General features: G+C 53.6%; 22 protein-coding genes and 1 pseudogene. 6 read left to right on the top strand and 17 right to left on the bottom strand.

All coding sequences use genetic code 11. From position 1 onward, the window contains the following. Positions 1-450: 450 nt before the first annotated feature. From msrA to J8X26_RS07015, 7 genes are all read right to left on the bottom strand, one after another. Positions 451-1188, bottom strand: coding sequence for a peptide-methionine (S)-S-oxide reductase MsrA (msrA, locus tag J8X26_RS07045; RefSeq protein ID WP_244370408.1), 738 nt, complete (start codon positions 1186-1188; stop codon positions 451-453). 16 nt (positions 1189-1204) lie between these two features. Then, positions 1205-1747, bottom strand: coding sequence for a peptide-methionine (R)-S-oxide reductase MsrB (msrB, locus tag J8X26_RS07040; protein WP_244370407.1), 543 nt, complete (start codon positions 1745-1747; stop codon positions 1205-1207). A 203-nt stretch (positions 1748-1950) separates the two neighbouring features. After that, positions 1951-3990 (bottom strand): TIM-barrel domain-containing protein, encoded by a 2040-nt coding sequence (locus tag J8X26_RS07035; protein ID WP_208950526.1) that lies wholly within the window; start codon positions 3988-3990, stop codon positions 1951-1953. Next, positions 3987-5366 (bottom strand): glycoside-pentoside-hexuronide (GPH):cation symporter, encoded by a 1380-nt coding sequence (locus J8X26_RS07030; protein ID WP_208950525.1) that lies wholly within the window; start codon positions 5364-5366, stop codon positions 3987-3989. The genes J8X26_RS07035 and J8X26_RS07030 overlap by 4 nt, the downstream gene beginning before the upstream one ends. A gap of 286 nt (positions 5367-5652) precedes the next feature. After that, positions 5653-5880 (bottom strand): non-oxidative hydroxyarylic acid decarboxylases subunit D, encoded by a 228-nt coding sequence (locus tag J8X26_RS07025; protein ID WP_152326782.1) that lies wholly within the window; start codon positions 5878-5880, stop codon positions 5653-5655. A 29-nt stretch (positions 5881-5909) separates the two neighbouring features. Beyond that, positions 5910-7340: a non-oxidative hydroxyarylic acid decarboxylases subunit C gene (locus J8X26_RS07020; RefSeq protein WP_152326781.1), complete on the bottom strand. Its 1431-nt coding sequence runs from the start codon at positions 7338-7340 to the stop codon at positions 5910-5912. A 59-nt stretch (positions 7341-7399) separates the two neighbouring features. Further along, entirely contained in the window at positions 7400-7987 is a 588-nt protein-coding gene (locus J8X26_RS07015; protein WP_208950524.1) for a non-oxidative hydroxyarylic acid decarboxylases subunit B, read from the bottom strand. A gap of 156 nt (positions 7988-8143) precedes the next feature. On the opposite strand from J8X26_RS07015, the gene J8X26_RS07010 reads away from it, so the two are divergent. Together J8X26_RS07010 and idi are read left to right on the top strand one after the other, a co-directional pair. Further along, entirely contained in the window at positions 8144-8557 is a 414-nt protein-coding gene (locus J8X26_RS07010) for a MarR family winged helix-turn-helix transcriptional regulator (protein WP_208950523.1), read from the top strand. A gap of 11 nt (positions 8558-8568) precedes the next feature. Beyond that, entirely contained in the window at positions 8569-9102 is a 534-nt protein-coding gene (gene idi, locus J8X26_RS07005) for an isopentenyl-diphosphate Delta-isomerase (protein ID WP_208950522.1), read from the top strand. On the opposite strand, the gene J8X26_RS07000 is transcribed toward idi, so the two are convergent. The 3 genes from J8X26_RS07000 to J8X26_RS06990 all read right to left on the bottom strand — a co-directional run bounded on the left by J8X26_RS07000 (position 9055) and on the right by J8X26_RS06990 (position 11131). Further along, entirely contained in the window at positions 9055-9591 is a 537-nt protein-coding gene (locus J8X26_RS07000; protein WP_152326777.1) for an adenylate kinase, read from the bottom strand. The two genes, idi and J8X26_RS07000, sit on opposite strands and share 48 nt — an antisense overlap. A gap of 257 nt (positions 9592-9848) precedes the next feature. Continuing rightward, entirely contained in the window at positions 9849-10124 is a 276-nt protein-coding gene (locus J8X26_RS06995) for a cupin domain-containing protein (protein WP_152326776.1), read from the bottom strand. 149 nt (positions 10125-10273) lie between these two features. Then, entirely contained in the window at positions 10274-11131 is an 858-nt protein-coding gene (locus J8X26_RS06990) for an SDR family oxidoreductase (RefSeq protein ID WP_208950521.1), read from the bottom strand. 110 nt (positions 11132-11241) lie between these two features. Between J8X26_RS06990 and J8X26_RS06985 the strand changes: the two genes are divergently transcribed. From J8X26_RS06985 to J8X26_RS06975, 3 genes are all read left to right on the top strand, one after another. Then, positions 11242-11661 (top strand): helix-turn-helix domain-containing protein, encoded by a 420-nt coding sequence (locus tag J8X26_RS06985; RefSeq protein ID WP_152326774.1) that lies wholly within the window; start codon positions 11242-11244, stop codon positions 11659-11661. Positions 11662-11775: 114 nt separating this feature from the next. Beyond that, complete coding sequence (locus tag J8X26_RS06980; protein WP_152326773.1) at positions 11776-12342, top strand: antibiotic biosynthesis monooxygenase; 567 nt, start codon at positions 11776-11778, stop codon at positions 12340-12342. A 14-nt stretch (positions 12343-12356) separates the two neighbouring features. Beyond that, positions 12357-14228, top strand: coding sequence for an amidohydrolase (locus J8X26_RS06975; RefSeq protein WP_208950520.1), 1872 nt, complete (start codon positions 12357-12359; stop codon positions 14226-14228). A 56-nt stretch (positions 14229-14284) separates the two neighbouring features. Here the strand turns inward: J8X26_RS06975 and J8X26_RS06970 are convergent, their stop codons facing one another. The 6 genes from J8X26_RS06970 to J8X26_RS06945 form a co-directional block, all read right to left on the bottom strand. After that, positions 14285-15523: an MFS transporter gene (locus tag J8X26_RS06970; protein ID WP_152326771.1), complete on the bottom strand. Its 1239-nt coding sequence runs from the start codon at positions 15521-15523 to the stop codon at positions 14285-14287. Between the two features lie 62 nt (positions 15524-15585). Continuing rightward, a complete protein-coding gene (locus J8X26_RS06965; protein ID WP_208950519.1) occupies positions 15586-16842 on the bottom strand; it encodes an acetyl-CoA carboxylase biotin carboxylase subunit family protein in 1257 nt (418 codons plus the stop codon). 47 nt (positions 16843-16889) lie between these two features. Next, positions 16890-17621 carry an SDR family NAD(P)-dependent oxidoreductase gene (locus tag J8X26_RS06960; protein ID WP_208950518.1) on the bottom strand — a complete coding sequence of 244 codons (732 nt, stop codon included), beginning with the start codon at positions 17619-17621 and terminating at the stop codon, positions 16890-16892. Beyond that, a complete protein-coding gene (gene hilB, locus J8X26_RS06955; RefSeq protein ID WP_152326768.1) occupies positions 17618-18349 on the bottom strand; it encodes a 3(1)-hydroxy-L-isoleucine 4-dioxygenase HilB in 732 nt (243 codons plus the stop codon). Before hilB ends, J8X26_RS06960 begins: the two co-directional genes overlap by 4 nt. A gap of 62 nt (positions 18350-18411) precedes the next feature. Then, entirely contained in the window at positions 18412-19305 is an 894-nt protein-coding gene (gene hilA, locus J8X26_RS06950; protein WP_208950517.1) for an L-isoleucine 3(1)-dioxygenase, read from the bottom strand. Between the two features lie 79 nt (positions 19306-19384). Further along, positions 19385-20356 carry an amino acid ABC transporter substrate-binding protein gene (locus J8X26_RS06945; RefSeq protein ID WP_152326766.1) on the bottom strand — a complete coding sequence of 324 codons (972 nt, stop codon included), beginning with the start codon at positions 20354-20356 and terminating at the stop codon, positions 19385-19387. Between the two features lie 77 nt (positions 20357-20433). On the opposite strand from J8X26_RS06945, the gene J8X26_RS06940 reads away from it, so the two are divergent. Next, positions 20434-21396, top strand: a complete 963-nt coding sequence (locus J8X26_RS06940) for a LysR family transcriptional regulator (RefSeq protein WP_244370405.1) — start codon at positions 20434-20436, stop codon at positions 21394-21396. Between the two features lie 138 nt (positions 21397-21534). On the opposite strand, the pseudogene J8X26_RS06935 reads toward J8X26_RS06940, so the two are convergent. Then, a pseudogene (locus J8X26_RS06935) lies at positions 21535-21966 on the bottom strand (class I SAM-dependent methyltransferase); the annotation flags it as partial. Positions 21967-22035 lie beyond the last annotated feature (69 nt).

The raw sequence follows: 22035 nt of genomic DNA, 5'->3' as shown, positions 1-22035 counted from the left end.
CGCCGCTGCGCGGTTCTCTCGCCTCGGGTTCGAACCTGCTCGAAAAAAGACTCTCGCTGTTTCTCACCACTCACTCGACGTCGTTTTGAAAGCGGCCAAAGGCGATGTACTTCGGAAGATTGATGCAGGCTGATTTTGAATTGAAGAAGCCTCCAGCCGCTTTCAGAAAGCTTGCTGAATGAGTGTTTCGAGACCAAAAGGCTCGAAGACCGAAATGAAGGTACCGCGCAGCGGCAAGTTTTCGCGGCAATAGCTGCGGTACCTGAAACATAGCCAGCGAGCGATAGCGCGGGTTGTAAAAAGACGCGGAGATTCCAAAGAGGCCCCGTCCTGGGCCTCTTTGGTCGGTTTCGGCGCGAGCCGCTGAGTGATCACCGCAATTGAAAAACCGAAACTTACACTAAGCTGGCGCGTAAAGCCCGTTTGGGCGGCGAGCCCAAAGTCTTGACCTTAAGGTTTAACCAGCACCGGCTGCTGCCGGTAATCCGCCGGGAAGACTTTCTCTAAATCTTTAATCTTCGGCAGATCGTTCACCACAATGTACGGATAGTCCGGATTATCATTCAGGAAGTTCTGGTGATAAGCCTCCGCCGGATAGAAGTGCGCATTGCTTTCCACCTTCGTCACCAGCGGATCGCTGTAGCTTTTGCTGGCGTTCAGTTGCGCAATATACGCTTTCGCCACTTCCGCCTGCGCCGCGTTCATCGGGAACACTGCCGAGCGGTACTGGCTGCCGGTGTCCGGCCCCTGCCGGTTCAGTTCGGTCGGGTTATGCCCCACGGAGAAGAAAATGTGCAGCAGTTCGCCGTAGGTGATTTGCGTCGGGTCAAACGTCACTTTGACCGATTCCGCATGGCCGGTATCGCCGCCGCTGACCTGTTCGTAGCTGGCGGTTTGCGCGTCGCCGCCCGCGTATCCGGACACCGCGCTGGTCACGCCTTTCACATGCTGGAACACCCCCTGAATTCCCCAGAAGCAGCCACCGGCAAACACGGCAGTTTCACTGTGTGATGTGCCCGCCGGTTCGTCATGTGCCGGTGCGGGGATCACCACCGCCGGTTCAGCGCCGCCCCAGGACCAGGCGGTATTCTGAAAGACAAAGGCAGACGCCAGCACCAGACCGGCGATCACGCTGATATTGCGTAACGACTTCACACTTTTTTCGGATGTTTTCACAGTTGTTTTCATAACAGCCTCGCGGGAATTAAACTTTTGGACTGAACGTCATCGCCAGCCCGTTCATGCAATAACGCAGACCGGTAGGCTGCGGGCCGTCGTCAAAAACGTGGCCAAGATGGCCGCCGCAGCGACGGCAATGCACTTCGTCGCGAACCATGCCCAGTGTTGTATCCCGGTGGGTCAGCGCCGCGTCCGGCAGCGGTTTCCAGAAACTCGGCCAGCCGGTGTGGCTGTCGAATTTGGTCGCCGAAGAGAATAAAGGCAGGGCACAACCCGCACAGGCAAACTGCCCTTCGCGGTGCTCATTGTTGAGCGGACTGGAATAAGGGCGCTCGGTACCGGCTTCACGCAATACGTAATACTGCGCTTCGCTGAGGCGCTGGTGCCACTGCGCATCGGTCAGTTCGATTTCGAACGTTTCGGTTTTTTTTGCCTGCGCGTCGGCCTTGCGGGTAAAGACCCCGGGGAAAAGCCCCATCACGGCAATCGCCGAGACGGCGGTGCTGCCTAAGAGGAAATTACGTCTGTTGATCATCATCGTCACCGTTGCGGTTACTGTCGATGACATCAGATTACCGGCGGATGTCTTACCGAATCCTCCCGAAAAGTTAACCATTTTGTGATAACTGACGAATGCCGGGAAAGAGGCATTAACACGCTTCTTCCTCCGGCAGTGGTATTACCGTGCCCTTCGCTGACTCTCTGGCTTTTTATGCTGAAGGTTATGCCGCGCCCGATTCTTTAAATAACCGCGCGAAAAGTTATGTACGGTTATAGACCCAGTTCTGCCTGCACCTGTGTACCTTCACGAATAAAGACCGGAATAGCGCTGAGCGGCGCATCGGCCATGATTTTCTGTCCGCCCGGATAACGTTCACCGTTCAGGGCTATCCAGTTTTCACCGGCGGGCAGCCAGACTTCACGCTCGCGCTGACCGGCATGTAAAACCGGCGCAACCAGAATATCAGCACCCAGCAAATACTGATCTTCCACCTGCCAGCTTTCGGCCTGATCCGGGTACTGATAGAACAGCGTGCGCATCGCGGGATCGCCCTTCTCATGCGCTTCATCCATCACGCAACTGATGTATGGCCGCAATTTTTCACGCAGGAACAAGCCGCTTTTCATCAGTTCATAATTTGCCTCGCCGTAGCTCCACACTTCATTGGGCGCACCGCTGTTACATTGCGCAATGCCATTCCGCCACGGTTCCGGCGGCTGAATTTGCGGTTCGCGATACCCGTGCAGACGCATAATCGGGCAGAAAACGCCCCACTGAAACCAGCGGATCAGCAGTTCCTGAAACGCCGGATCATTCACGTTTCCGCCCTGAAAACCGCCGATATCCGTCGTCCACCACGGAATGCCCGCCAGCCCCATATTCAGACCAGCGGCAATCTGATTGCGCAGCGCGTGGAACGAGGAATGAATATCTCCCGACCACGCCAGCACGCCATAACGCTGGCTTCCTGCCCAGGCGCAGCGCACCAGATTGACGATTTCGCGCTCGCCTTCCTGCTGTAAACCGTCGTAAAAGCCCTGCGCGAATTTCTGCGGATAAATATTGCCAACTTCCAACACCGGCCCGAGATAATAGCGATAGTTATCAAAATCATAGGCGCGATACTCCGGTTCTGCTTCATCCAGCCAGAAGGTGCGGATCCCCAGATCGAAATAATTTTTCTTCACCTTATCCCAGACAAATTGTCGGGCGCCGGGATGTGTCGCATCAAAGAAGGTACAGTTGCCGAGGAAGTCCAGATTCACTGACACACCGCGATCGGTATTCACCAGATAACCTTTTGATTTCATCTCCTTATAGTTATCAGTGCGGCTGTCAACCGTCGGCCAGACCGACACCATCGTTTCAATACCCAGTGATTTCAGCTCAGCCACCATCGCTTTCGGATCCGGCCAGTCCACCGGGTCAAAACACCATGTGCCCTGATTTGGCCAGTGGAAGAAATCAATCACAATGACCGAAACCGGCAGTTTCCGGCGCTTGTATTCGCGCGCGACTTCCAGCACTTCTTGCTGTGTGCGGTAGCGCAATTTGCACTGCCAGAAACCGGTCGCGTATTCCGGCATGCGCGGCGCGGTGCCGGTCGCACGGCCATATTGATGCATGATTTCCGCAGGCGTGTCTCCGGCGGTGATCCAGTAATCCATCTGCTCTGTGACCTGCGCCTCCCAGCGGGTGATGTTCTTGCCAAACGTCGCCTCGCCAATCGCCGGGTTATTCCACAGCAAACCATAGCCGAGGCTGGAGAGCATAAACGGCACGCTGGCCTGTGAATTGCGCTGTGCCAGTTCCAGCGTGCACCCTTTCAGGTCCAGACAGTTTTGCTGGTACTGCCCCATGCCATAAATCTTCTCATCGGGGTGCGACTCAAACCTGACCGTCAGCTGATGCTTTCCGCCGGGAATCGCTTTGAATTCGCGCGCATCCATTTTCAGCGCACTGATGTACTTATCCTGACTTTTTTCCGTCGCGCCAATCCCCACCGTCGAACGCTGACGCCAGAACTCTTCCAGAATGAGCTCGCCGCGTTGGTTATAAAATGCCAGCTGGCCTTTAATGTTAACCGTCGCCGTGATATTGCCGTTGCGCAGGGTCAGTGTTTCGGTGCCACGGGAGATATCAGCCTGAGGTTGTTCATTCTGTGGGAGTAGTGCCCAGAGGTGGTCATTGAACGCAGGACGACAGGTCGCACGCATACGCAGACTGTTTTCACCCCAGGGTTCAATCACCAGAGTTTGCTGATCGAAATGCCAGAGGATACGGTTTTTTTCGGCGATTAATTCGCTCATGCGGACTCCTGAGTATGCAAGGTGGCCTGACGTTCAGGCTCGTGTTCCGGGGTGATTTTGGACTGATTAATGTGTTTCATGGTGGCGTCGTTGAGTTTGTACCAGCGCATCGACAGCGCGCTGAACATCGACAACACGCCCGGCACCAGCGAGAACAGCGCGATAATGGACAGCATCACCGCAGTATTTTGCTGCGCAGCGTGCGGAATATAACCGCTCATGCCAAGTGTCCAGCCGACGACTGCCCCGCTGACCGCCATTCCCATTTTGAGGATCGCCAGCAGCGTGGAAAACACGGTGCCGTCCATGCGTTTGCCTTGTTTGTATTCACCGTAATCCACCACGTCCGACATCATCACCCACATCAGCGTGGTGGTGACCTGATAGAAGGTCGAGACCAGCAATGTCATACCGACCAGCAGGGAAATCCAAGCCGGAACGAAGAAAATCGCCATGCTCAGAAGACCGGTTAAAACGGCGCACAGCGTGAAAGCCGACAGTTTGCTGCGGCTTCGGGTCAGCGGTTTGACCAGCGCGCTGCCGAGGCTTTTTCCAACAATATGCGCGGCGAGGAGCCACATAAAGTAGCTGGCGTTGCCCAGATAATACGTCACGTAATACATCATCGCGCCGAGACGAACGACGCCGAAGGAGATATTAAAGAAGATCAGCGCGGCCACTACGCGCCACTGGTCGTTACGCACCAGGTCGCGCAGATCTGAGAGGAAATTCGCATGCGTCGGCGGCGCGCTGATACGTTCCTTTGTATTGAGAAAACAGAGTAAAAACATGACCACAGCGATCGAGGCCATGATTGCCATTGCGCCGAAATACCCGTCGAGTTTATTGCCGCCGCCCATCATTTCTGCCAGCGGCATCATCAGGAATGTCGACATCGCGCCACCGAGCGTGGCGAGGAAAAAGCGGTAAGACTGTAGCGAAATACGCTGGCTGTTATCCGGCGTAATGATCGCGCCCATCGAACAGTAAGGGATATTGATGGCGGTATACATCAGCATCATCACGCAGTACGTGACGCTGGCGTACACCATCTTGCCGGTTAGTGTGAGGGATTCCGGCACGGCATACACCAGTAAACAACTCGCGCCAAACGGGAGCGCCAGCCAGAGAATATAAGGTCTGAACTTGCCGAAACGCGTTTGCGTGCGGTCAGCGATCAGCCCCATCGCCGGGTCAACAATCGCATCGGCCACGCGGGCCACAAGGAACATAGTACCGACAAACACCGCCGGTAAACCCACCACATCGGTATAGTAAAACGTCAGGAAAATAATCACGTTATCCAGACCTATATGGCTCGCCATATCCCCCAGACCGTAACTGATTTTTTCTTTTACGGATAATTTCGCTGTCATTTTTCGTCCTGTCTTTTATCGGGTTAAACTCAAAAAGTCAGTCCGTCCGGTGGCCTGAGGACTTGTTATAAAGTGGTTAAAAGCGAGTCACAATTATGAGATATGATTAATTTCTTATGATTTTTAATTTATGTGATACCGGTAACATGCGGGGAATAATGAAGGTACCGCGCAGCGGCAAGTTTTCGCGGCAATAGCTGTTGTTCCTGAAACATAGCCAGCGAGCGATAGCGCGGGTTGTAAAAAGACGCGGAGATTCCAAAGAGGCCCCGTCCGGGGCCCAATACTATTCCCCTAAAAGCGGCGGCACCGACGGCACCATCGGTGCATTATCAATATCCGCTTGCGTCATCCGGAACGCCTCCGGGTAATGCTCCCGGCTGGTGCGCCGTAACGGCTCCGTTGACCGCCAGGTGTATAAACAACGCTGGCACTGATGCACCGTCCAGACCCCTTTCACCGGCGATACCGCCATCAGCTCGATATGCTCACCGGCACAACGTGGACAAATCATAATCACTCCTTAACTCAGTCAGTTAGTGCTCAGGCCTGACGGCCCGCCAGCAGGGAATTCAGTTTCACAACCCAGTCTTTGGTTTCTGGCAAATCACGTACCGGCTGGCTGTAATGCCCGCGGTTATCCGGCGCGACCGGCGTGGTAGCATCGATGATCAGTTTGTCGGTGATCCCCGCAGGAGACGAACCCGGATCCAGCTCCAGCACGGACATGTTCGGCAACTGAACCAGGTCACCCGCCGGATTCACTTTCGCGGAAAGCGCCCACATCACCTGCGGCAGGTTGAACGGATCGACATCCTCATCCACCATAATCACCATTTTCACGTAGCCCAGCCCGTGCGGCGTGGTCATGGCGCGTAAACCGACCGCGCGCGCAAAGCCGCCATAGCGTTTCTTGGTGGAGATGATCGCCAGCAGCCCGTGCGTGTACATGGCGTTAACGGCCTGAACTTCCGGGAATTCAGCTTTGAGTTGCTGATACAGCGGCACGCAGGTCGCCGGGCCCATCAGGTAATCGATTTCTGTCCACGGCATCCCGAGATACAGGGATTCAAATACCGGTTTGGTGCGGTACGACACTTTATCAATGCGCACCACGGTCATGTTGCGGCCACCAGAATAGTGCCCGGTGAACTCCCCGAACGGCCCTTCGATTTCACGTTTACGGCCTTCGATAACCCCTTCGAGGATCACTTCTGAACCCCACGGAACGTCGAAACCGGTCAGTGGCGCGGTGGCGATCGGGTACGGCGCCTGACGCAGCGCACCGGCCATTTCGTATTCAGACTGGTCGTATTTCAGCGGCGTTGCGCCCATCAGCGTAATGATCGGGTCGTTGCCCAGTGTGATAACAATCGGTAAATCTTCGCCGCGCTCTTCGGCTTTATGCAGATGCAGCGCGATATCGTGCATCGGCACCGGCTGGAGGCCGAGTTTGCGTTTGCCCTTCACTTCCATCCGGTAAATGCCGACATTTTGTTTGTCAAAACTGTCCGGGTCAGTCGGGTCGCGGGAAACGACGCAGGCTTTGTCGAGATAGAAACCACCGTCGCCGTCGTTCAGGCGGAAAAGCGGCAGGATGTCGAACAGGTTAATGTCTTCGCCATCGACGGTGTTTTGCGCCCAAGGCGGATTATCGCGGCGCTCCGGTTTCACCGGGAAGGTATCCCAGCGGCGGATGTATTCGGCAATCTGTTCGTTGGTCGATGTATTGGGCGGCAACCCCATCGCAATCGCATGGTTTTGCCAGGAACCGAGCGTATTCAGGGCGATACGGGCGTCGGTAAACCCTTCCACATTGTCAAAATACAGCGCGGGCGCGCCTTCGCCGATACGACCGGTGGCGTTCGCCGCCGCGGCCAGATCGGGCTCTGCTTTCACCTGTTCGGTGATTTTCAGCAGTTGTCCGTTTTCATCCAGTGCGCTCATAAAGCTGCGCAGATCATCAAAAGCCATCTCGACTCTCCTGTTTCGGTGAAGGATTACTACATGTTTTAAAACTTAAAAATTGAGCGCTATAACGTGACGTCGTCACTTTTTGGCGATAACCCCGCCCAGCGTTTTGCGCGGTGATATTCAAGGCCAAACTGGTCAAGTACGCGGGTCACGATATGGTCGGTAACATCCTGAATTGTCTCGGGATGGTTGTAATAAGCAGGCATCGGCGGCACGATCGCCACGCCCATTTGCGACAGCGCGAGCAGGTTTTCGAGGTGAATGGTGCTGAGCGGCGTTTCACGCGGAACCAGCACCAGCTTGCGGTTTTCTTTCAGCACGACATCTGCCGCACGGCCGACCAGCCCTTCGGCATAACCGGCGCGGATCCCGGCCAGCGTTTTCATGCTGCACGGGATAATAATCATGCCGTCGGTTTTGAATGAACCGGAAGAAATCGTGGCCGCCTGATCGGCAGAATTATGTGTAAAATCAGCCATTTCAGCGACTTCACGAGCGGTATAAGGCGTTTCCAGCTCAAGGGGCGTTTTCGCCCATTTCGACATCACCAGGTGCGTTTCCACTCCGTCGATTTCCCGCAGCGCTTTCAGCAGCGCGACGCCCAAAGGTGCGCCCGTCGCACCGGTCATCCCCACAATCAGTCTCATACCACCCTCACTCACGTTAACCTTTTTTGAACATATTGTTCGTATACGAACTATTTTTACCTTATACTCATTTTCAAATCCCCGCAATGGTCTGTCGCATTCGAGATCCATAGATTGCTAAGATAGGGCGAAACCATAAGAAAGCCGGGAACGATGATGAGCACACAATTGAGACAGGAAGCCTTTCACCTGATGCGTAAGGTATTCCAGCAACACACCGCGAGATGGCAGCAATGCATTCCGGATCTGACCAAACCTCAGTACGCGGTATTGCGCTCAATTGCTGAAAACCCGGGCATTGAACAGGTGCAGCTGACCGACGTTGCCATCAGCAGCAAGGCCACGCTGGCGGAAATGCTTTCACGACTTGAGTCCCGCGGTTTGTTAATCCGTGAGGCGGATCCGGCGGACAAACGCCGGCGTTTTATTACCCTGACCGGGGAAGGTAAAGCGGTTCTGGCCAAAACCCAGCCGCTCGGCCAGCAGGTAGACACTGAGTTTTTGGCAAGACTTTCTCCTGATGATCAACAGCAGTTGGTTCGCCTGCTGAAAACGATGATGGAGGAGTAACGGAGAGTTTTATGATTGAAGAAGTCGTGTTGCTTGATGTTAAAAATCAACCGGCCGGTACCATGGATAAAGCGCTGGTGCACAACGCTCAGACGCCATTGCATCTGGCTTTTTCCTGCTACATCCACAACGATCGCGGCGACTTGCTGATCACGCGCCGCTCCCTGAACAAAATCGCGTGGCCTGGTGTCTGGACGAACTCCGCCTGCGGGCACCCGCTTCCCGGCGAATCGTTGCAGGCAGCGGTTTACCGTCGTTGCCAGTATGAACTGGGTTTATCGGTTGAAAAAATCACCTCGCTGATCGGAGAATTCCAGTACATCGCGACCGATGCTTCCGGGATTGTTGAGAACGAATTCTGCCCGATTTTTTCCGCATTTTGCCGTATGGCTCCCGAGCCACGCGACACGGAAGTCATGGATTTTCAATGGGTAAAACCGGAAGATTTGCTGAACAGCGTGCGTGCAACACCCTGGGCGTTCAGCCCGTGGATGGTGTTACAGCTGGGTCAGATTACGGAGAAAAACCTGAGCCTGCTGGGGTGAACGTAAACGCACAAAACGAACATGCTGCCAGTCAGGATCCTCAAGCAATGCCTGATACTGGCGGCGGTTTTTGGCGAAGGTTTTCAGCGTCCACAAAATAATGGAATCCCGGCTGAAAAAACTTTTGCGGAACGTCTCACGATTTCCCGTTCCTGCCCAGAGTTCCTGCTGATGCCATGCGCGTGTGGCGGCACGTTTCACCGCCTGAAACAACGTCCGCCCGAACGAGTAATCCACCCAAATAATCAGATCTATTTCCCGCCATTTCACGGGCTGCGTGCGTTTATAATTGCCGTCCAGCACCCACCCTTCGCTGGCGGAAAGTCTTTCGCCGAGCCGGGCGAAAAATTCCTCATCCGGCGTGCCCTGCCAGTCTGGCCGCCAGAACAATGCGTCCAGTTCGACATACGGAATGTTCAGCTTCTGAGAAATACCGCGCGCCAGTGTTGATTTCCCGCTTCCGCTGGTACCAATGACATTGATTTTCACTGAAGAATTCTCCGCTCGCTGTTTTTCTGGCCAAAAAGGGCGCGTATTCTGCCGCGAAATTAACCCGATGTATAGCGAGGGATCGTTGAAAATTTGTTGCCACAATGAGCAGAAAACAGATTCATCCTACACACAACCTTCACATTAAATGATTATTATAGAGCTCATCTGTAGCCTGCTACAGAGGACTTAAGGTTTTCCCCTTGTAACTCATTCCAATGCCCGTTTCCCCTGACGGGCATTCTTTTATCTGCGATTTACTGCAAGCTTTTACGCCCCGAAAGGTAGCGGACGCCCTGATCGCCGAACTCTTCCTCGTGCATTTCATTGGGTTGAAGATGAAAAATCTCTCCGGCGCAATAAGTTCTGAACCCGTTTTGGGTGGTAATAGTGATTTCACCGCTGAGGATAAAAGCCATGGCTTCGAACGGGTGAGCGTGTTTTTCAAGACGGATTAGCGGTTCCCGCTCGACCAGTACCGGCTCGTCAAAACCATTATCGACGAGCAGCAGCCTGAATTCATTTTCTGTCATAGGATCACCTGAGGGTTAGTGCGGACTTTCTGATAATACCAGATGGGAGTTAGCTTAACAGACGGCGGGAACAGGGATCAGGTAGAAAGAAAAACGGCCCGCAAAATTGCAGGCCGCTGAGTAATACATAATGAACAACATTTAACAAATCAAAGGGCTTTCAACGTCGCGGCAATCACGTCTTTTGCCGGTGTCGTCGGGCGACCGATCAGTTTGCTCAATGTATGGGAATCATCAAACAGGCCGCCAATCGCTGCGCCAGCATCAGAATCTGCCAGCATATTTGCCAGCCAGTCCGGCAAACCTGCGCCGATCAGCGCTTTCGCAAATTCCGCTTCCGGCAGGTTAACGTAATCCACTTTTTTACCGGACTGCTTCGCAATTTCTGCGGAGAATTCAGCCAGCGTATACGCCTCATCACCGGCTAATTCGTAAACCTTACCCGCCTGATTATCGAGGGTCAGCACTGCGGCGGCGGCTTCGGCATAATCCTGACGTGCGGCAGAAGCGATACGCCCTTCGCCGACTGCGCCGATAAACGCATTGTGTGCCAGTGCAGGCGCTACGCTTGCCGCGTAGTTTTCGGTGTACCAGCCGTTGCGCAGCAGTACGTGAGGCACGCCGGATTCGCGCAGTGCTTTTTCCGTCGCGCGGTGTTCCACGCCCAGGCCCAGCGGGCTTTTATCTGCATGCAGCAGGCTGGTGTATGCCAGTAACTTAACGCCTGCGCGTTTTGCGGCAGCAATCACCGCGTTGTGCTGCGCTTCACGCTGGCCGACTTCGCTGGAAGAAATCAGCAGCAGTTTTTCCACGCCTTTAAATGCGGAATCCAGTGTTGCAGGCTGGCTGTAATCGGCCTGACGCACTTCCACACCTAAATCAGCCAGGTCTTTGGCTTTTTCCGGGCTGCGCACGGCAGCAATAATCTGATTAGCAGGCACTTTTTTCAAAAGTGCGGCAATAACGAGGCGGCCTAACTGGCCGGTAGCACCGGTGATTGCAATCATTTTGTTTCTCCAAAAAGTGTTTTATTCAACATGAGGCCCGAAAGACGCTGGCTCTGAAAACATCCTATGCGATATACTAACCTTTCGTAAGTACGCACCAAAAGGTTAGTATGAAAATAATTCCTTCCGACAAAACGACTGAGCGTCTTCCCCTCACGGAACAGATCCGCCGGGGCGAAGTGCTCGACCCAAACTGCCCTTCCCGCGAAATCCTCCGGCACATCACCAGCCGCTGGGGTTTACTGATTTTGCTCGCCCTGAGTGACGACACGCTGCGTTTCAGCGAACTGCGCCGCAAAGTCGGGGGCGTCAGTGAGAAAATGCTGGCGCAGACATTACAGTCGCTGGAAGAAGATGGCTTTATTGACCGCCGTTCATTTCCGGTCGTGCCGCCGCACGTTGAGTATAGTCTGACCCCGCTGGGTATCGAGGTGAAGGATCAGGTTTCCGGGCTGGCGAACTGGCTGGAATCGAATTTGCACCGCGTCATGAAGCAGCGCAGCCTGCGCGTGGTTGGCGAAAATGAATAACAAAAAAACTTAACAAGAAGGCCAAAATTCTCACCTATCATTGATTCAACTCGCCAACTAATATCATTTCATTGACCCGATAAATGATTTTATTTTCAACAGGTGAGGTGGTTAATGTCCCAGTCTCAAACCCACAAGCAACACGTCACGCTTGTCATTACGCACAAAGTTGCGCCTGCCCGTGAAGCAGAGTACGAAACCTGGCTGAATAAAATCATGCCGCAGGCGAGTACTTTTCCGGGCCATCTGGGTGTCAACGTTATCCGCCCGAGCCGCAGCGGCGATGCCTACACCATTCTGGTTCGCTTCGACACGCTGGAAAATCTCAACGCCTGGCACAAATCAGACCTGCGCAAGCAACTGGTGGATGAAGTCAGCCCGTTGCTTTTACAAAGCGACAGCACGGAAGTGCGTCCCGGTGCCGAATTCTGGTTCACCCCGCCCAGCGCCACGGTTCGTCCTCCGGCACGCTGGAAGCAATATCTGCTAACCCTGCTGGTAATTTACCCGTCAACGCACATCGTTCCCTGGTTTTGGGGTCTCTTTTTGCCGCAGCTCAAAGGCACGGAGGGCGGCCATTTACTCAATGACGCGTCCGTCGTTGCGCTGGTGGTATTCCTCTGGATGCCGATTATTACCCGAGTTTTCCATTCATGGCTGACGCGCACAACCGCGCAATGACAGGAGCTTTTCTAATGACTCGTTTTGCTTCCCTGATCTTAACCAACGGTAAATTCCACACGGTCGACCGCGAAAAACCACTGGCGAACGCTGTGGCAATAAAAGACGGCAAATTCCTTGCCGTCGGCACAGAAAATGAAGTGATGCAGTTCGCCGATGCGGGTACGCAGGTGGTTGATTTGCAAGGTCACACGGCGGTTCCCGGCCTTAACGACTCGCACCTTCACCTGATCCGCGGCGGTCTGAATTACAATCTCGAATTACGCTGGGAAGGCGTACCTTCTCTGGCCGATGCGCTGCGGATGCTCAAAGATCAGGCCATGCGCACGCCAGGCCCGCAGTGGGTTCGCGTCGTGGGCGGCTGGACTGAATTTCAGTTCGCCGAACGCCGCATGCCTACGCTTGATGAAATCAATCAGGCTGCGCCGGATACGCCGGTTTTCATCCTGCATCTCTATGATCGTGCCCTGCTCAACCGCGCCGCACTGAAAGTGGTCGGTTACACCAAAGACACGCCAAACCCGCCAGGCGGTGAAATTCAGCGTGACAGCAACGGCAATCCGACAGGCATGCTGATTGCCAAACCGAACGCGATGATTTTGTACTCGACGCTGGCAAAAGGTCCGAAACTACCGCTGGAACAACAGGTGAACTCCACGCGCCAGTTTATGCGCGAACTGAACCGCCTCGGGCTGACCAGCGCCATCGATGCGGGCGGCGGCTTCCAGAACTATCCTGAGGATTATCAGATCATTGATGAACTTCATCAGAAAAATCAGCTGACCGTGCGCATCGCCTACAACCTATTTACCCAGCGTCCGCAGCATGAGCTGGATGATTTCAAACTGTGGACTGATATGCTCAAACCCGGTCAGGGCACAGATTTCTACCGGCACAACGGCGCAGGCGAAATGTTAGTGTTCTCAGCGGCGGATTTTGAAGATTTCCTGCAACCGCGCCCGGATTTACCGCCGGGTACCGAAGTTGAGCTGGAGCGCGTGGTGCGTCATCTGGTGGAGCACCGCTGGCCATTCCGTCTGCACGCCACTTACGATGAGTCGATCAGCTGTATGCTGGATGTGTTTGAAAAAGTGAACAGCGATATTCCGTTTAACGGCCTGCACTGGTTCTTCGACCACGCAGAAACCATCACCGAACGGAATATCGAGCGCGTCAAAGCACTCGGCGGCGGCATTGCAGTACAGCATCGAATGGCGTTTCAGGGGGAATATTTCGCAGACCGTTATGGCCTTGAAGCCACCAAACACACGCCGCCGGTGGCGAAAATGCTCTCCGCCGGACTGCCTGTCGGACTGGGCACCGACGCCACCCGCGTCGCAAGCTACAATCCGTGGACGGCGCTGTACTGGCTGGTTTCCGGCCGCACCGTCGGCGGAATGGCGATGTACGATGATGACGCCAGAATAGACCGCGAAACCGCGCTGATGCTGTGGACGCAGGGCAGCTCATGGTTTTCCAGCGAGCAGGGTAAAAAAGGACAGATTAAAGCCGGACAATTGGCGGATCTGGCGGTGCTTTCTGAAGATTTCTTCAGCGTGCAGGAAGAACGCATTAAGGGCATCGAATCGGTGATGACCGTGGTTGACGGCAAAGTGGTTTACGCGGCAGGCATTTTCTCGCCGCTTGCCCCACCTGCAATTCCGGTTTTACCAGACTGGTCACCGGTCACGAAAGTGCCGGGCCATTACCGGTCAGCGCCGCCGGAAGGTGCCGCGCGCGTCGGGCTGGTACGTCAGGCTCATCAGTGCGCCGGACCCTGTGGCGTGCATAAACACAGCCACGACATCGCCCGCGGTTCGGATGTGCCGGTTTCTGACGACAACGCCTTCTGGGGCGCATTGGGATGTTCGTGTTTCTCTTTCTGATGGTGTTGTTTTAGCAAATACACCCCTTACCCGGCCGGGTAAGGGGTCATTCCGTTTTAAACCTGCGGCTGCGCAATCACTGGCGGTAACCAGCTGCGGTAGCCAAAGGCGCGGCGACCGACGACGATCAGCACCAGCCCTAATGCCAGCGCGAAAGCCAGGATAATGGCGATGATTTGCAGCGGCATAAAACTGCCCGCCAGCGCCGTTACCGCCAGACCACTGACCGGCACCGAACACATATTCATCAGACCAATCAGCCCCATGGTTTTGCCCAGATGCTCTTGTGGAATAATCTGGCTGCGTAAGGTACGCAGGTAAACGCTGAATGCGCCGTCGAAGGCCATCAGCACCGCATAACCCACCAGATACATCGCGAAATCGAGTGACAGCGACATCAGCGCGCCAGACAAAATCATCCCGCAAAATGACAGCGTTCCCAGCGTCGAGAGACCAAACCGTTTGGCAATACGCGGCACAAAGATAAACGTCACAATGGTAACCAGCGCGGCAGAAGTTTGTAATACGCCAAAATAGCTTTCCGGCAGGTGGAATTCTTTGAGGATCACCGCCGCACTCACCACCAGCGCCGCCCCGTAGACCAGATTCACCACCCAGGTCAGCGCACACAGATGCAACAATATTTTATTCTGCTTAAGCACCTGAATCGCCGTCAGGTTCGACTCCACAATCGAGCGGAAACTCATCTTCTCAGCAACCACCAGATCGTGTGTTTCGAGGAACAGATAGTTGATGGCCGAGATGGCAAACAGCACGGCGGCACAGGCTAAAATTGCCCCGACGCCGCCGTACACCGAAATGGCCACCGCCAGCGCCGGGCCGAGCACTTGCGTAATCTGATCTACGCCTTGCAGCATGGAATGCGCTTTCGGCAAAGTACTGGCCGGAATATGGCGCGGCAACAGCGCTTCAGTGGCGACAAAGTTGAGCACATAGGCGACTGACAGCAGTGCCATCATGACGGCCAGCACCGGAAACGTGGCGCTGGGATGAAAAGTCAGGGTCAGGAAGGCCACGACCATCAATACCGAACGCCCTGCTTCTACGTTGAAGAAGATAAAGCGCGGTTTGATACGGTCTGCCAGAAAACCAGACAGCGGGAAAAACAGAATGCGCGGCAGCCATTCAATGACGAAAGCCAGCGAAGAAAAGGTCAGAGATCCGGTGGCTTTCAGAATCGCCAGCGGAACGGCAAACAGCAGGAACTGATCGCACAGTGACCCGGCAAAGCGGGAAAAGACAAAACGTTTTAATCCAAAACGATCACTGTTCATATCATCACTATCCTTAAAAGAGTTCAGGGGCCACCGGCGCAGGCACGGCGGCCCGGTTAATATCAGGCCTGACGGAGCGTAAACAGCGAACGCGCGTACTGATCGGCAATCGTTAAATGCTCATCAAAACCCGGTTCCGCGGCACGCTGTGGCCAGAAATACTCCACCGAACCTTCGCGGGTTTTCCACGACACCAGCTTTTTCGACGTATCCAGCGGCTTAGCCGTGATCTGCATATTCACGACGTGGTCTGGCAGGCTGGCGGGCAAAGTGACTTTTTCTATCACACCTTCGTCGGCTTTAATGAAAGCCACGGCGCTGAGACCGCGGGGCTTCAGGGTGTCAGGCAGGGGTTTAAGTTTGTTCAGATGGCTGAGCACGTGCAGTTCATAAGGATTGATGCCGTAAGTTCTTTCCACCAGATCCATGATGGTATCGCCACCGGTGCGCGCGCCCACTTCAATGATTTTGATTTCACCCGCCGGAGTAATACGCGCTTCAAAGTGCGCCACACCGTAGCGGATCCCCAGCGCATGGCAGGCACGTTCGGCGATGTCACGCAGTTTCTGATTGTCACTGTGCAGCGACGGCATGCTGTGGCCCACTTCGACGAAATTCGGCTCTTCGCCCAGGTATTTGTCGGTCACGGCCATCGCGCGATGATAGTCGCCCTGATTGATCACCTCGACGCTGACTTCCTGCCAGGCCGGAACATATTCCTCGACCTGGAAGAGATCTTCCGGCGCAAAAGATTCACCGTTCAGTGAAATCACATCGGTTACACATTTGCCGAATACTTCTTCGATTTCGTCTTCGCGGCTGATTTTTAATACGCCCAGGCTGCCCGCCATTTCACGCGGCTTAATCACCACCGGCAGACCAATCTCTGCGATCAGTTTTTTGAGTTCGTTTAAGGTGCGAAACGCCGCGAAGCGTGGCACCGGCAGGCCAGCGGCTTGCAGGATTTGCTTCATGACAAACTTGTCGCGGCAGTTGGTGATCGTCTGGCTGTCGTTCCCGTGCAGCTGGTAATGCCCGGTCAGCAGGCTGGCGGCGCGCACCGTGAAGTCGTTCATCGGGATCACCGCCGCAGGGGTTTCACCGGTCTGGCGTTCATGATCCTGGACCGCGCGCAGCACAGCCTCAGCGTCCGCGACGTCGCCCGGCAAAAAACCGTCGAAGAATTTGATTGTCGGCGTGGTGCGGTTTTTCGCCATGGTCAGAACCCGCATGCCGCCAGAAGCCCGCAAGGCACCGGCTAAAACACGCTCACGTAAAGCAAACTCACCGCCGAGGATCAGAATATAGGTGTTGTTCATGTTAAAACTCCTGCAAGTCATAAGTGGCCGTTATGCCGGCCATCGGATTAAAGCTCTTTACCAATCGTCCAGCCGCCATCGATAACCAGTGTTGAACCGGTCACAAATCGCGCTTCTGGCGAGGTGAGATACATCGCCGCTTGTGCCACATCCTGCGTTTCGCCCAGCACCGGCAGGTACTGACCGCGCTGGATCTTCTCCATCTGCGCCGGATTGTCGTAATAAGGCTCCGTCAGCGGCGTGCGGATAACCCCGGGCGCAATGGCATTCACCCGGATCTGATGTCTGCCGTATTCCAGCGCCAGTTGTTTCGTCAGGCCGATCACCGCGTGTTTTGATGAGACATACGCGGTGCGATCCGGCTCGCCCATCAGCCCCGATACCGAGGCGATATTGACGGCATTGCCCGGCAAGTTTTGGCGAGCCAGTTGCTGGCAAAAGGCGCGCCCGGCAACGAAGCTGGCGGTCACGTTGACGGCAAAAACGCGTTCCCACAGCGACAGCGATAACTCATCTATACGGCAGATTTCGCGGGTGCCGGCACAGTTAATTAAGACGTTATTTCCGCTGGCGTACTCTGCCGTTTCAAACAAGGCATCGAGGCGTACGGAGTCGGTAATATCCAGCTGATGGTGAGAGTAGTCAGGTTCATCGGTGAAAACGGACGGGGCACTGTCAATGCCTTCGACCACGTAACCGGCAGCCAGATAAGCCGTCACCATCGATTTGCCGATCCCACTGGATGCGCCAGTAATAAAAGCTTTATGTTTCAGGCTCATGCCGCCTCTCCCTCAGTACGCTGGAACGTGACCAGGATAATGTCGCGCACCGCAGTCTCTCCGGGTTCGCGGCAACCGACCGGCGTCACGGCATGGTATTTGTCGTGATTCACCACCAGCGTGTCGAACAAGTTCTCAAGGCGCAGCACCCGCTCAATGTTTTTAGGGTTCGGCGCAATCAGATTGTCGCCACCGAGCATGTTGGCGGAGGCGTGGATCAGATGTACGAACACCACGTCTTCATCATCTTTATGCAGCCACACGGGCGAGCTGTAGGCGGGTGCGTCGCACTGTGCTTCGTAGCGGAACAGATGAATGCCGACGGTCAGTTCTTCGAGCGCCCCGATACGTTCATAGGCTTCAACAAAAGCGATATCGTCTTGCAAAATTGCCTGCATCAGACGGTTTGCGGTGATATTTTCCGGCAATAAAGGATATTGACGAATAATACCGCCGGTATCCGGATTGTATTTTTTAGTTTGCTTATAGGCTGTGAAATGACCGAAAAACAGTTTCCCTTCTGCGTCGCGACGGCATTGCGCATATCCGCGCCAGCGGTTGCCCGGAGAATAAGGATCCAGCGTCAGACTTTCGTACGCCAGTTTTAGCTGTTCCAGATCAGAAAGAAAAATATCTTTATTTTCGTAATGGGTATCAGGCAATGCCTGATAATAACTGCCGGGAATAAAAGCGTATCCTCCGGCGGCAAGATGATTAACATGTTTCATATCAGACTCATTATTAATTCAGAATACAGAGAGAATAAATTGCCGCTGTTAATGCATTCCGGCTATGTCCAATACACCACTTTGCTATTATTAAGTCTGCCAATAAAGCGCCCGGCGGTAAGGCGACTTCCCTGACTCACACTGCTTACACCGTGCAAATGACAGGCGTTCATAAAGTAAATATCACCGGCGTTCAGTTGCACGGATAACGACTCCACGCCCTGGAGCAGATGGGGTGGATATGGATAACCGGTGTCCGTCACACCAAAGCGTGCACGGCAAAGTTCGTCCGGGTCGAGGTTCCAGATTTTCAGCTCGCCGCCGCCCTGCGCCGCTTCCAGACACACGTTGAAAGCAGTCACTGTCATTGCATTGGCAATTTCAAAATTATCCTGAAGCGCAAACTTAAGCTGGGCGCGGTCTTCATGCGGCATCAGCGACATAGCACCGTTATCCAGCCAGCGCCGGAATGTGGCAAAACAGGCGTAAGTATTTTTATAACGCGCCGGACCAAAGTGGATGCCTTCCTCGAGGAATAAATCTTCCAGCGTTCGGTTAAGGAACAGGGATTCTGTGGCATATGTGTCGGTCACCGACATCAGTTCGGCGACGCTGGCATTCACCCGGTTCACTTCCGCCATATATTGTTCGCCATTACGTGAGAACTGCGTAGCGCCAATCTGGTTGGTCAGTACAAAACCGTCATCCGCACGGTTTCCACCGCCGTTACGATTCACCATCTTATTGAAGTTTTCAGCCACATCCTGGCAAATCTGTTTATTCGCGAAATTACGAATAACATATAAAACATTGCCCTGATGATGGCCATGCAGAATAATATTTCTGATAACGCTGGCATCGACATTATCGGGCTGCGTCTCTAAATAACCGAAATTATTTTTCACCAAGCCAGACAAAATCATTTCTTGCTGTTTTTCAGCCAATAGTTCACTCATGATGTTCCTGCCAAAGAATATTTAAAGGATAACCGCGCAAAAATAACGTAACAGAATTAAGGTAAATATAAATCAGAGACTATATAAATAAAGGCGAATACAACATCCCACCCTGCGACCATAAATTATTATCCCGACGCGCCTGATTCAGCTCTGAGTATTTCCCCAGATTGCGCTGGAATATCTCGCCGTAGTTGCCTACCTGATGAATAATCTCACGAATAAATTCAGGGCGCAGGCCCAGATTCTTACAATTCTGTTCTGACGGGTACAGGAAGGTCTTCAGATAACCCGTCGCCTCCTGACTCATTTCATGAATATTTTTACTGCTGACTTGCAGGTTTTCCGCTTCAATCAGCGCGCGCATGATCCAGGTTACCGCTTTCAGCCACTGCGGGTCATTCGATGCAACCGCCGGTGACATGGTTTCCAGTGAGATACGATCTTGCAAGATAATGTGCGCCTCTTTGTCCGTCAGCTGAGCGCGTTCACCGGCCAGCAGATAGGAGTCGAGACAATAGATATTGCATTCACCATGCTGATAAGCCTGGCGTGCCTGAGACGGCGAATCAAACAGACTGATTTCGCAGGACAGGTTTAAATTTCCAAAATAGCGCTTCAGATTTTCTTCGGTTGTTGAACCGCGCATGGCCGCTATCCGGCGCTTGCGGGTATAACTTGCCTGTTCGACCGGCTCGAGCAAATTACTGGCCGGCGTCATCAGCACTTCACCGTCAAACAGCATCGGGTGAACGAAAGTGACCTCTGATTCCGCCTCACGCTGGAAGGTAATACTGGAGTTAAACGAACCCAGATCAATCACCCCATCACGCAGCGCCCTGAAGCGGTCACCAGACTGCAAGGGCATGTAATGGATTTTTCCTGCATCGCCAAACACAGCGACCGCCACTGCCCGGGCTAAATCAATGTCGAAACCTTCCCAGCAATTCTTGACTGCATTACGAAACGACAACCCTCTAAAACCGAGACTAACGCCAACATTTAGCACATCACGCTGGCGGATCATTTCAATTACCGTTTGGTTTGACATAGCTAACCCATTAAATAAATTGACTATTATGGCCGATTTGCACCAGATGATACCTCTGTTGAACATCATACGGCTTGATGCTAATTTGGCTAGATATCCCAGAAACAAAAGAGCTATGCGTGAAGAACACAAGTGAGTTAGCAGAACTGCTTCCCAGTTTGTCCGTTTTTATTCAGGTGGTTGAAAAAGGAAGCTTTTCATCGGCAGGAAGGGAGACTTCGCTGGCGCCCTCGTCAGTAAGCCGGATGATTGACAGGCTGGAAAAACGCCTCAATGTGGTGTTATTTACCCGCTCCACGCGATCGGTCACGACCACCGAGGTCGGGCTCGAGATCTACCGGCAGGCGCAGGCCGTATTATCCGCCACGCAGGCACTCTTCTCTCAGGCAGACAGTTTCAGTGATACCCCTCAGGGTGTTTTGCGTATCACCGCGCCGAATACGCTGGGTAAAATTCTGCTCACCCCCTTTCTGCCCGCGTTTTTACGCCGTTACCCGGAGATTAATGTCGAGCTGACCTTGTCTGACCGGGTCAGTAATCTGGCGCAGGACGCTTACGACCTGGCACTGCGCGTCACCGAAAGCCCGCCGGAAAACATGGTGGCCCGCGCCCTGATGCCGATTGATTACGTATTGGTGTGTTCCGCGGATTACGACGAAGTGCTGCCGGATTTCCCCGCCGGACTCATCAAACACAACATTTTTTTCCCTGATGAACGGCAATTTCGCGGCGCATGGCGCTTCTGGCAGAATGAAATCATGGAAAGTGTGACGCTGGTTCCGCGGCTGATGATCAATAACAGCGATGCCATGATCGACGCCATTCTGCAAGGCGTCGGCATTGCGCTGATCCCCACTTTTATCGCCAACCGGTATATCGCCAGCGGTAAATTGCGCCGCGTTTTACCTGACTGGCGCGTGGAAAACCCCCTGCCACGCAACACTTACGCGATCACCCTGCCCAACAAACTTCTGCCGCTTAAAACGCGGGTATTTATCGATGATTTTATGCAATGGATTAAAGCGGAAGGACGGATTTAGGTCAGACTCAAGGCGCCTCTTGCAATGGCCAATATTCAGCTGATAGGCAATATTGCAGACTGGGTTGATCGGTCGCCGTTACGCTGCAGTTGGCCTGTGGCGAGCTGTCGGTTTCAACCCAGAATTTTTGCATTATTATTAACGGGGGACGATCAAACCGCCTTCTAACCCTCTTGTAAAGACGACCTGCCAGAGCTGAATATCGCGAGATCTGAAAGCGCCTGCACATGAATTTAAATAATAGGTAAACATCCTTTTAAACCTTTCTGAATAATTTCCTTCGATATGCTTCCAGGAGGCCAGAAATCGTTCATTCCATGCCATCAGCGTTTTGTCATAATCTGGACCGAAATTATGTACATCTTCAATAACAAAATATCTTTCACTGGCGGAGGCGATATGTGCAAGAGAAGGCAGGCATCCGTTAGGGAAAATATACTTATTAATCCAGGGATCGACGTTAACCTCTGTTTTGTTAGCACCAATCGTGTGCAATAAGAAAATACCTTCTGGTTTTAGATTTTTATCCACCACTTCGAAGTAAGTCGCATAATTTTTAGGTCCTACATGGGCTTTGTTGAATAAATCGGATTTAGATAAAAGCTCCCCTCGTCGCTGACTTTCTCAGGCAATCCTTAC

The organism is Rahnella sp. ChDrAdgB13 (assembly GCF_017655185.1).
Taxonomy (GTDB): domain Bacteria; phylum Pseudomonadota; class Gammaproteobacteria; order Enterobacterales; family Enterobacteriaceae; genus Rahnella; species Rahnella contaminans.
The sequence above is the reverse complement of the archived record's forward strand: the minus strand, read 5'-3'. Positions and strand labels throughout refer to the sequence as shown.

Excerpts from the sequence above, each read along its gene's own strand:
- msrA (WP_244370408.1), bottom strand. The coding sequence starts at position 1,188 with ATGAAAACAACTGTGAAAACATCCGAAAAAAGTGTGAAGTCGTTACGC.
- msrB (WP_244370407.1), bottom strand. The coding sequence starts at position 1,747 with ATGTCATCGACAGTAACCGCAACGGTGACGATGATGATCAACAGACGT.
- J8X26_RS07035 (WP_208950526.1), bottom strand. The coding sequence starts at position 3,990 with ATGAGCGAATTAATCGCCGAAAAAAACCGTATCCTCTGGCATTTCGAT.
- J8X26_RS07030 (WP_208950525.1), bottom strand. The coding sequence starts at position 5,366 with ATGACAGCGAAATTATCCGTAAAAGAAAAAATCAGTTACGGTCTGGGG.
- J8X26_RS07025 (WP_152326782.1), bottom strand. The coding sequence starts at position 5,880 with ATGATTTGTCCACGTTGTGCCGGTGAGCATATCGAGCTGATGGCGGTA.
- J8X26_RS07020 (WP_152326781.1), bottom strand. The coding sequence starts at position 7,340 with ATGGCTTTTGATGATCTGCGCAGCTTTATGAGCGCACTGGATGAAAAC.
- J8X26_RS07015 (WP_208950524.1), bottom strand. The coding sequence starts at position 7,987 with ATGAGACTGATTGTGGGGATGACCGGTGCGACGGGCGCACCTTTGGGC.
- J8X26_RS07010 (WP_208950523.1), top strand. The coding sequence starts at position 8,144 with ATGAGCACACAATTGAGACAGGAAGCCTTTCACCTGATGCGTAAGGTA.
- idi (WP_208950522.1), top strand. The coding sequence starts at position 8,569 with ATGATTGAAGAAGTCGTGTTGCTTGATGTTAAAAATCAACCGGCCGGT.
- J8X26_RS06995 (WP_152326776.1), bottom strand. The coding sequence starts at position 10,124 with ATGACAGAAAATGAATTCAGGCTGCTGCTCGTCGATAATGGTTTTGAC.
- J8X26_RS06990 (WP_208950521.1), bottom strand. The coding sequence starts at position 11,131 with ATGATTGCAATCACCGGTGCTACCGGCCAGTTAGGCCGCCTCGTTATT.
- J8X26_RS06985 (WP_152326774.1), top strand. The coding sequence starts at position 11,242 with ATGAAAATAATTCCTTCCGACAAAACGACTGAGCGTCTTCCCCTCACG.
- J8X26_RS06980 (WP_152326773.1), top strand. The coding sequence starts at position 11,776 with ATGTCCCAGTCTCAAACCCACAAGCAACACGTCACGCTTGTCATTACG.
- J8X26_RS06975 (WP_208950520.1), top strand. The coding sequence starts at position 12,357 with ATGACTCGTTTTGCTTCCCTGATCTTAACCAACGGTAAATTCCACACG.
- J8X26_RS06970 (WP_152326771.1), bottom strand. The coding sequence starts at position 15,523 with ATGAACAGTGATCGTTTTGGATTAAAACGTTTTGTCTTTTCCCGCTTT.
- J8X26_RS06965 (WP_208950519.1), bottom strand. The coding sequence starts at position 16,842 with ATGAACAACACCTATATTCTGATCCTCGGCGGTGAGTTTGCTTTACGT.
- J8X26_RS06960 (WP_208950518.1), bottom strand. The coding sequence starts at position 17,621 with ATGAGCCTGAAACATAAAGCTTTTATTACTGGCGCATCCAGTGGGATC.
- hilB (WP_152326768.1), bottom strand. The coding sequence starts at position 18,349 with ATGAAACATGTTAATCATCTTGCCGCCGGAGGATACGCTTTTATTCCC.
- hilA (WP_208950517.1), bottom strand. The coding sequence starts at position 19,305 with ATGAGTGAACTATTGGCTGAAAAACAGCAAGAAATGATTTTGTCTGGC.
- J8X26_RS06945 (WP_152326766.1), bottom strand. The coding sequence starts at position 20,356 with ATGTCAAACCAAACGGTAATTGAAATGATCCGCCAGCGTGATGTGCTA.
- J8X26_RS06940 (WP_244370405.1), top strand. The coding sequence starts at position 20,434 with ATGCTAATTTGGCTAGATATCCCAGAAACAAAAGAGCTATGCGTGAAG.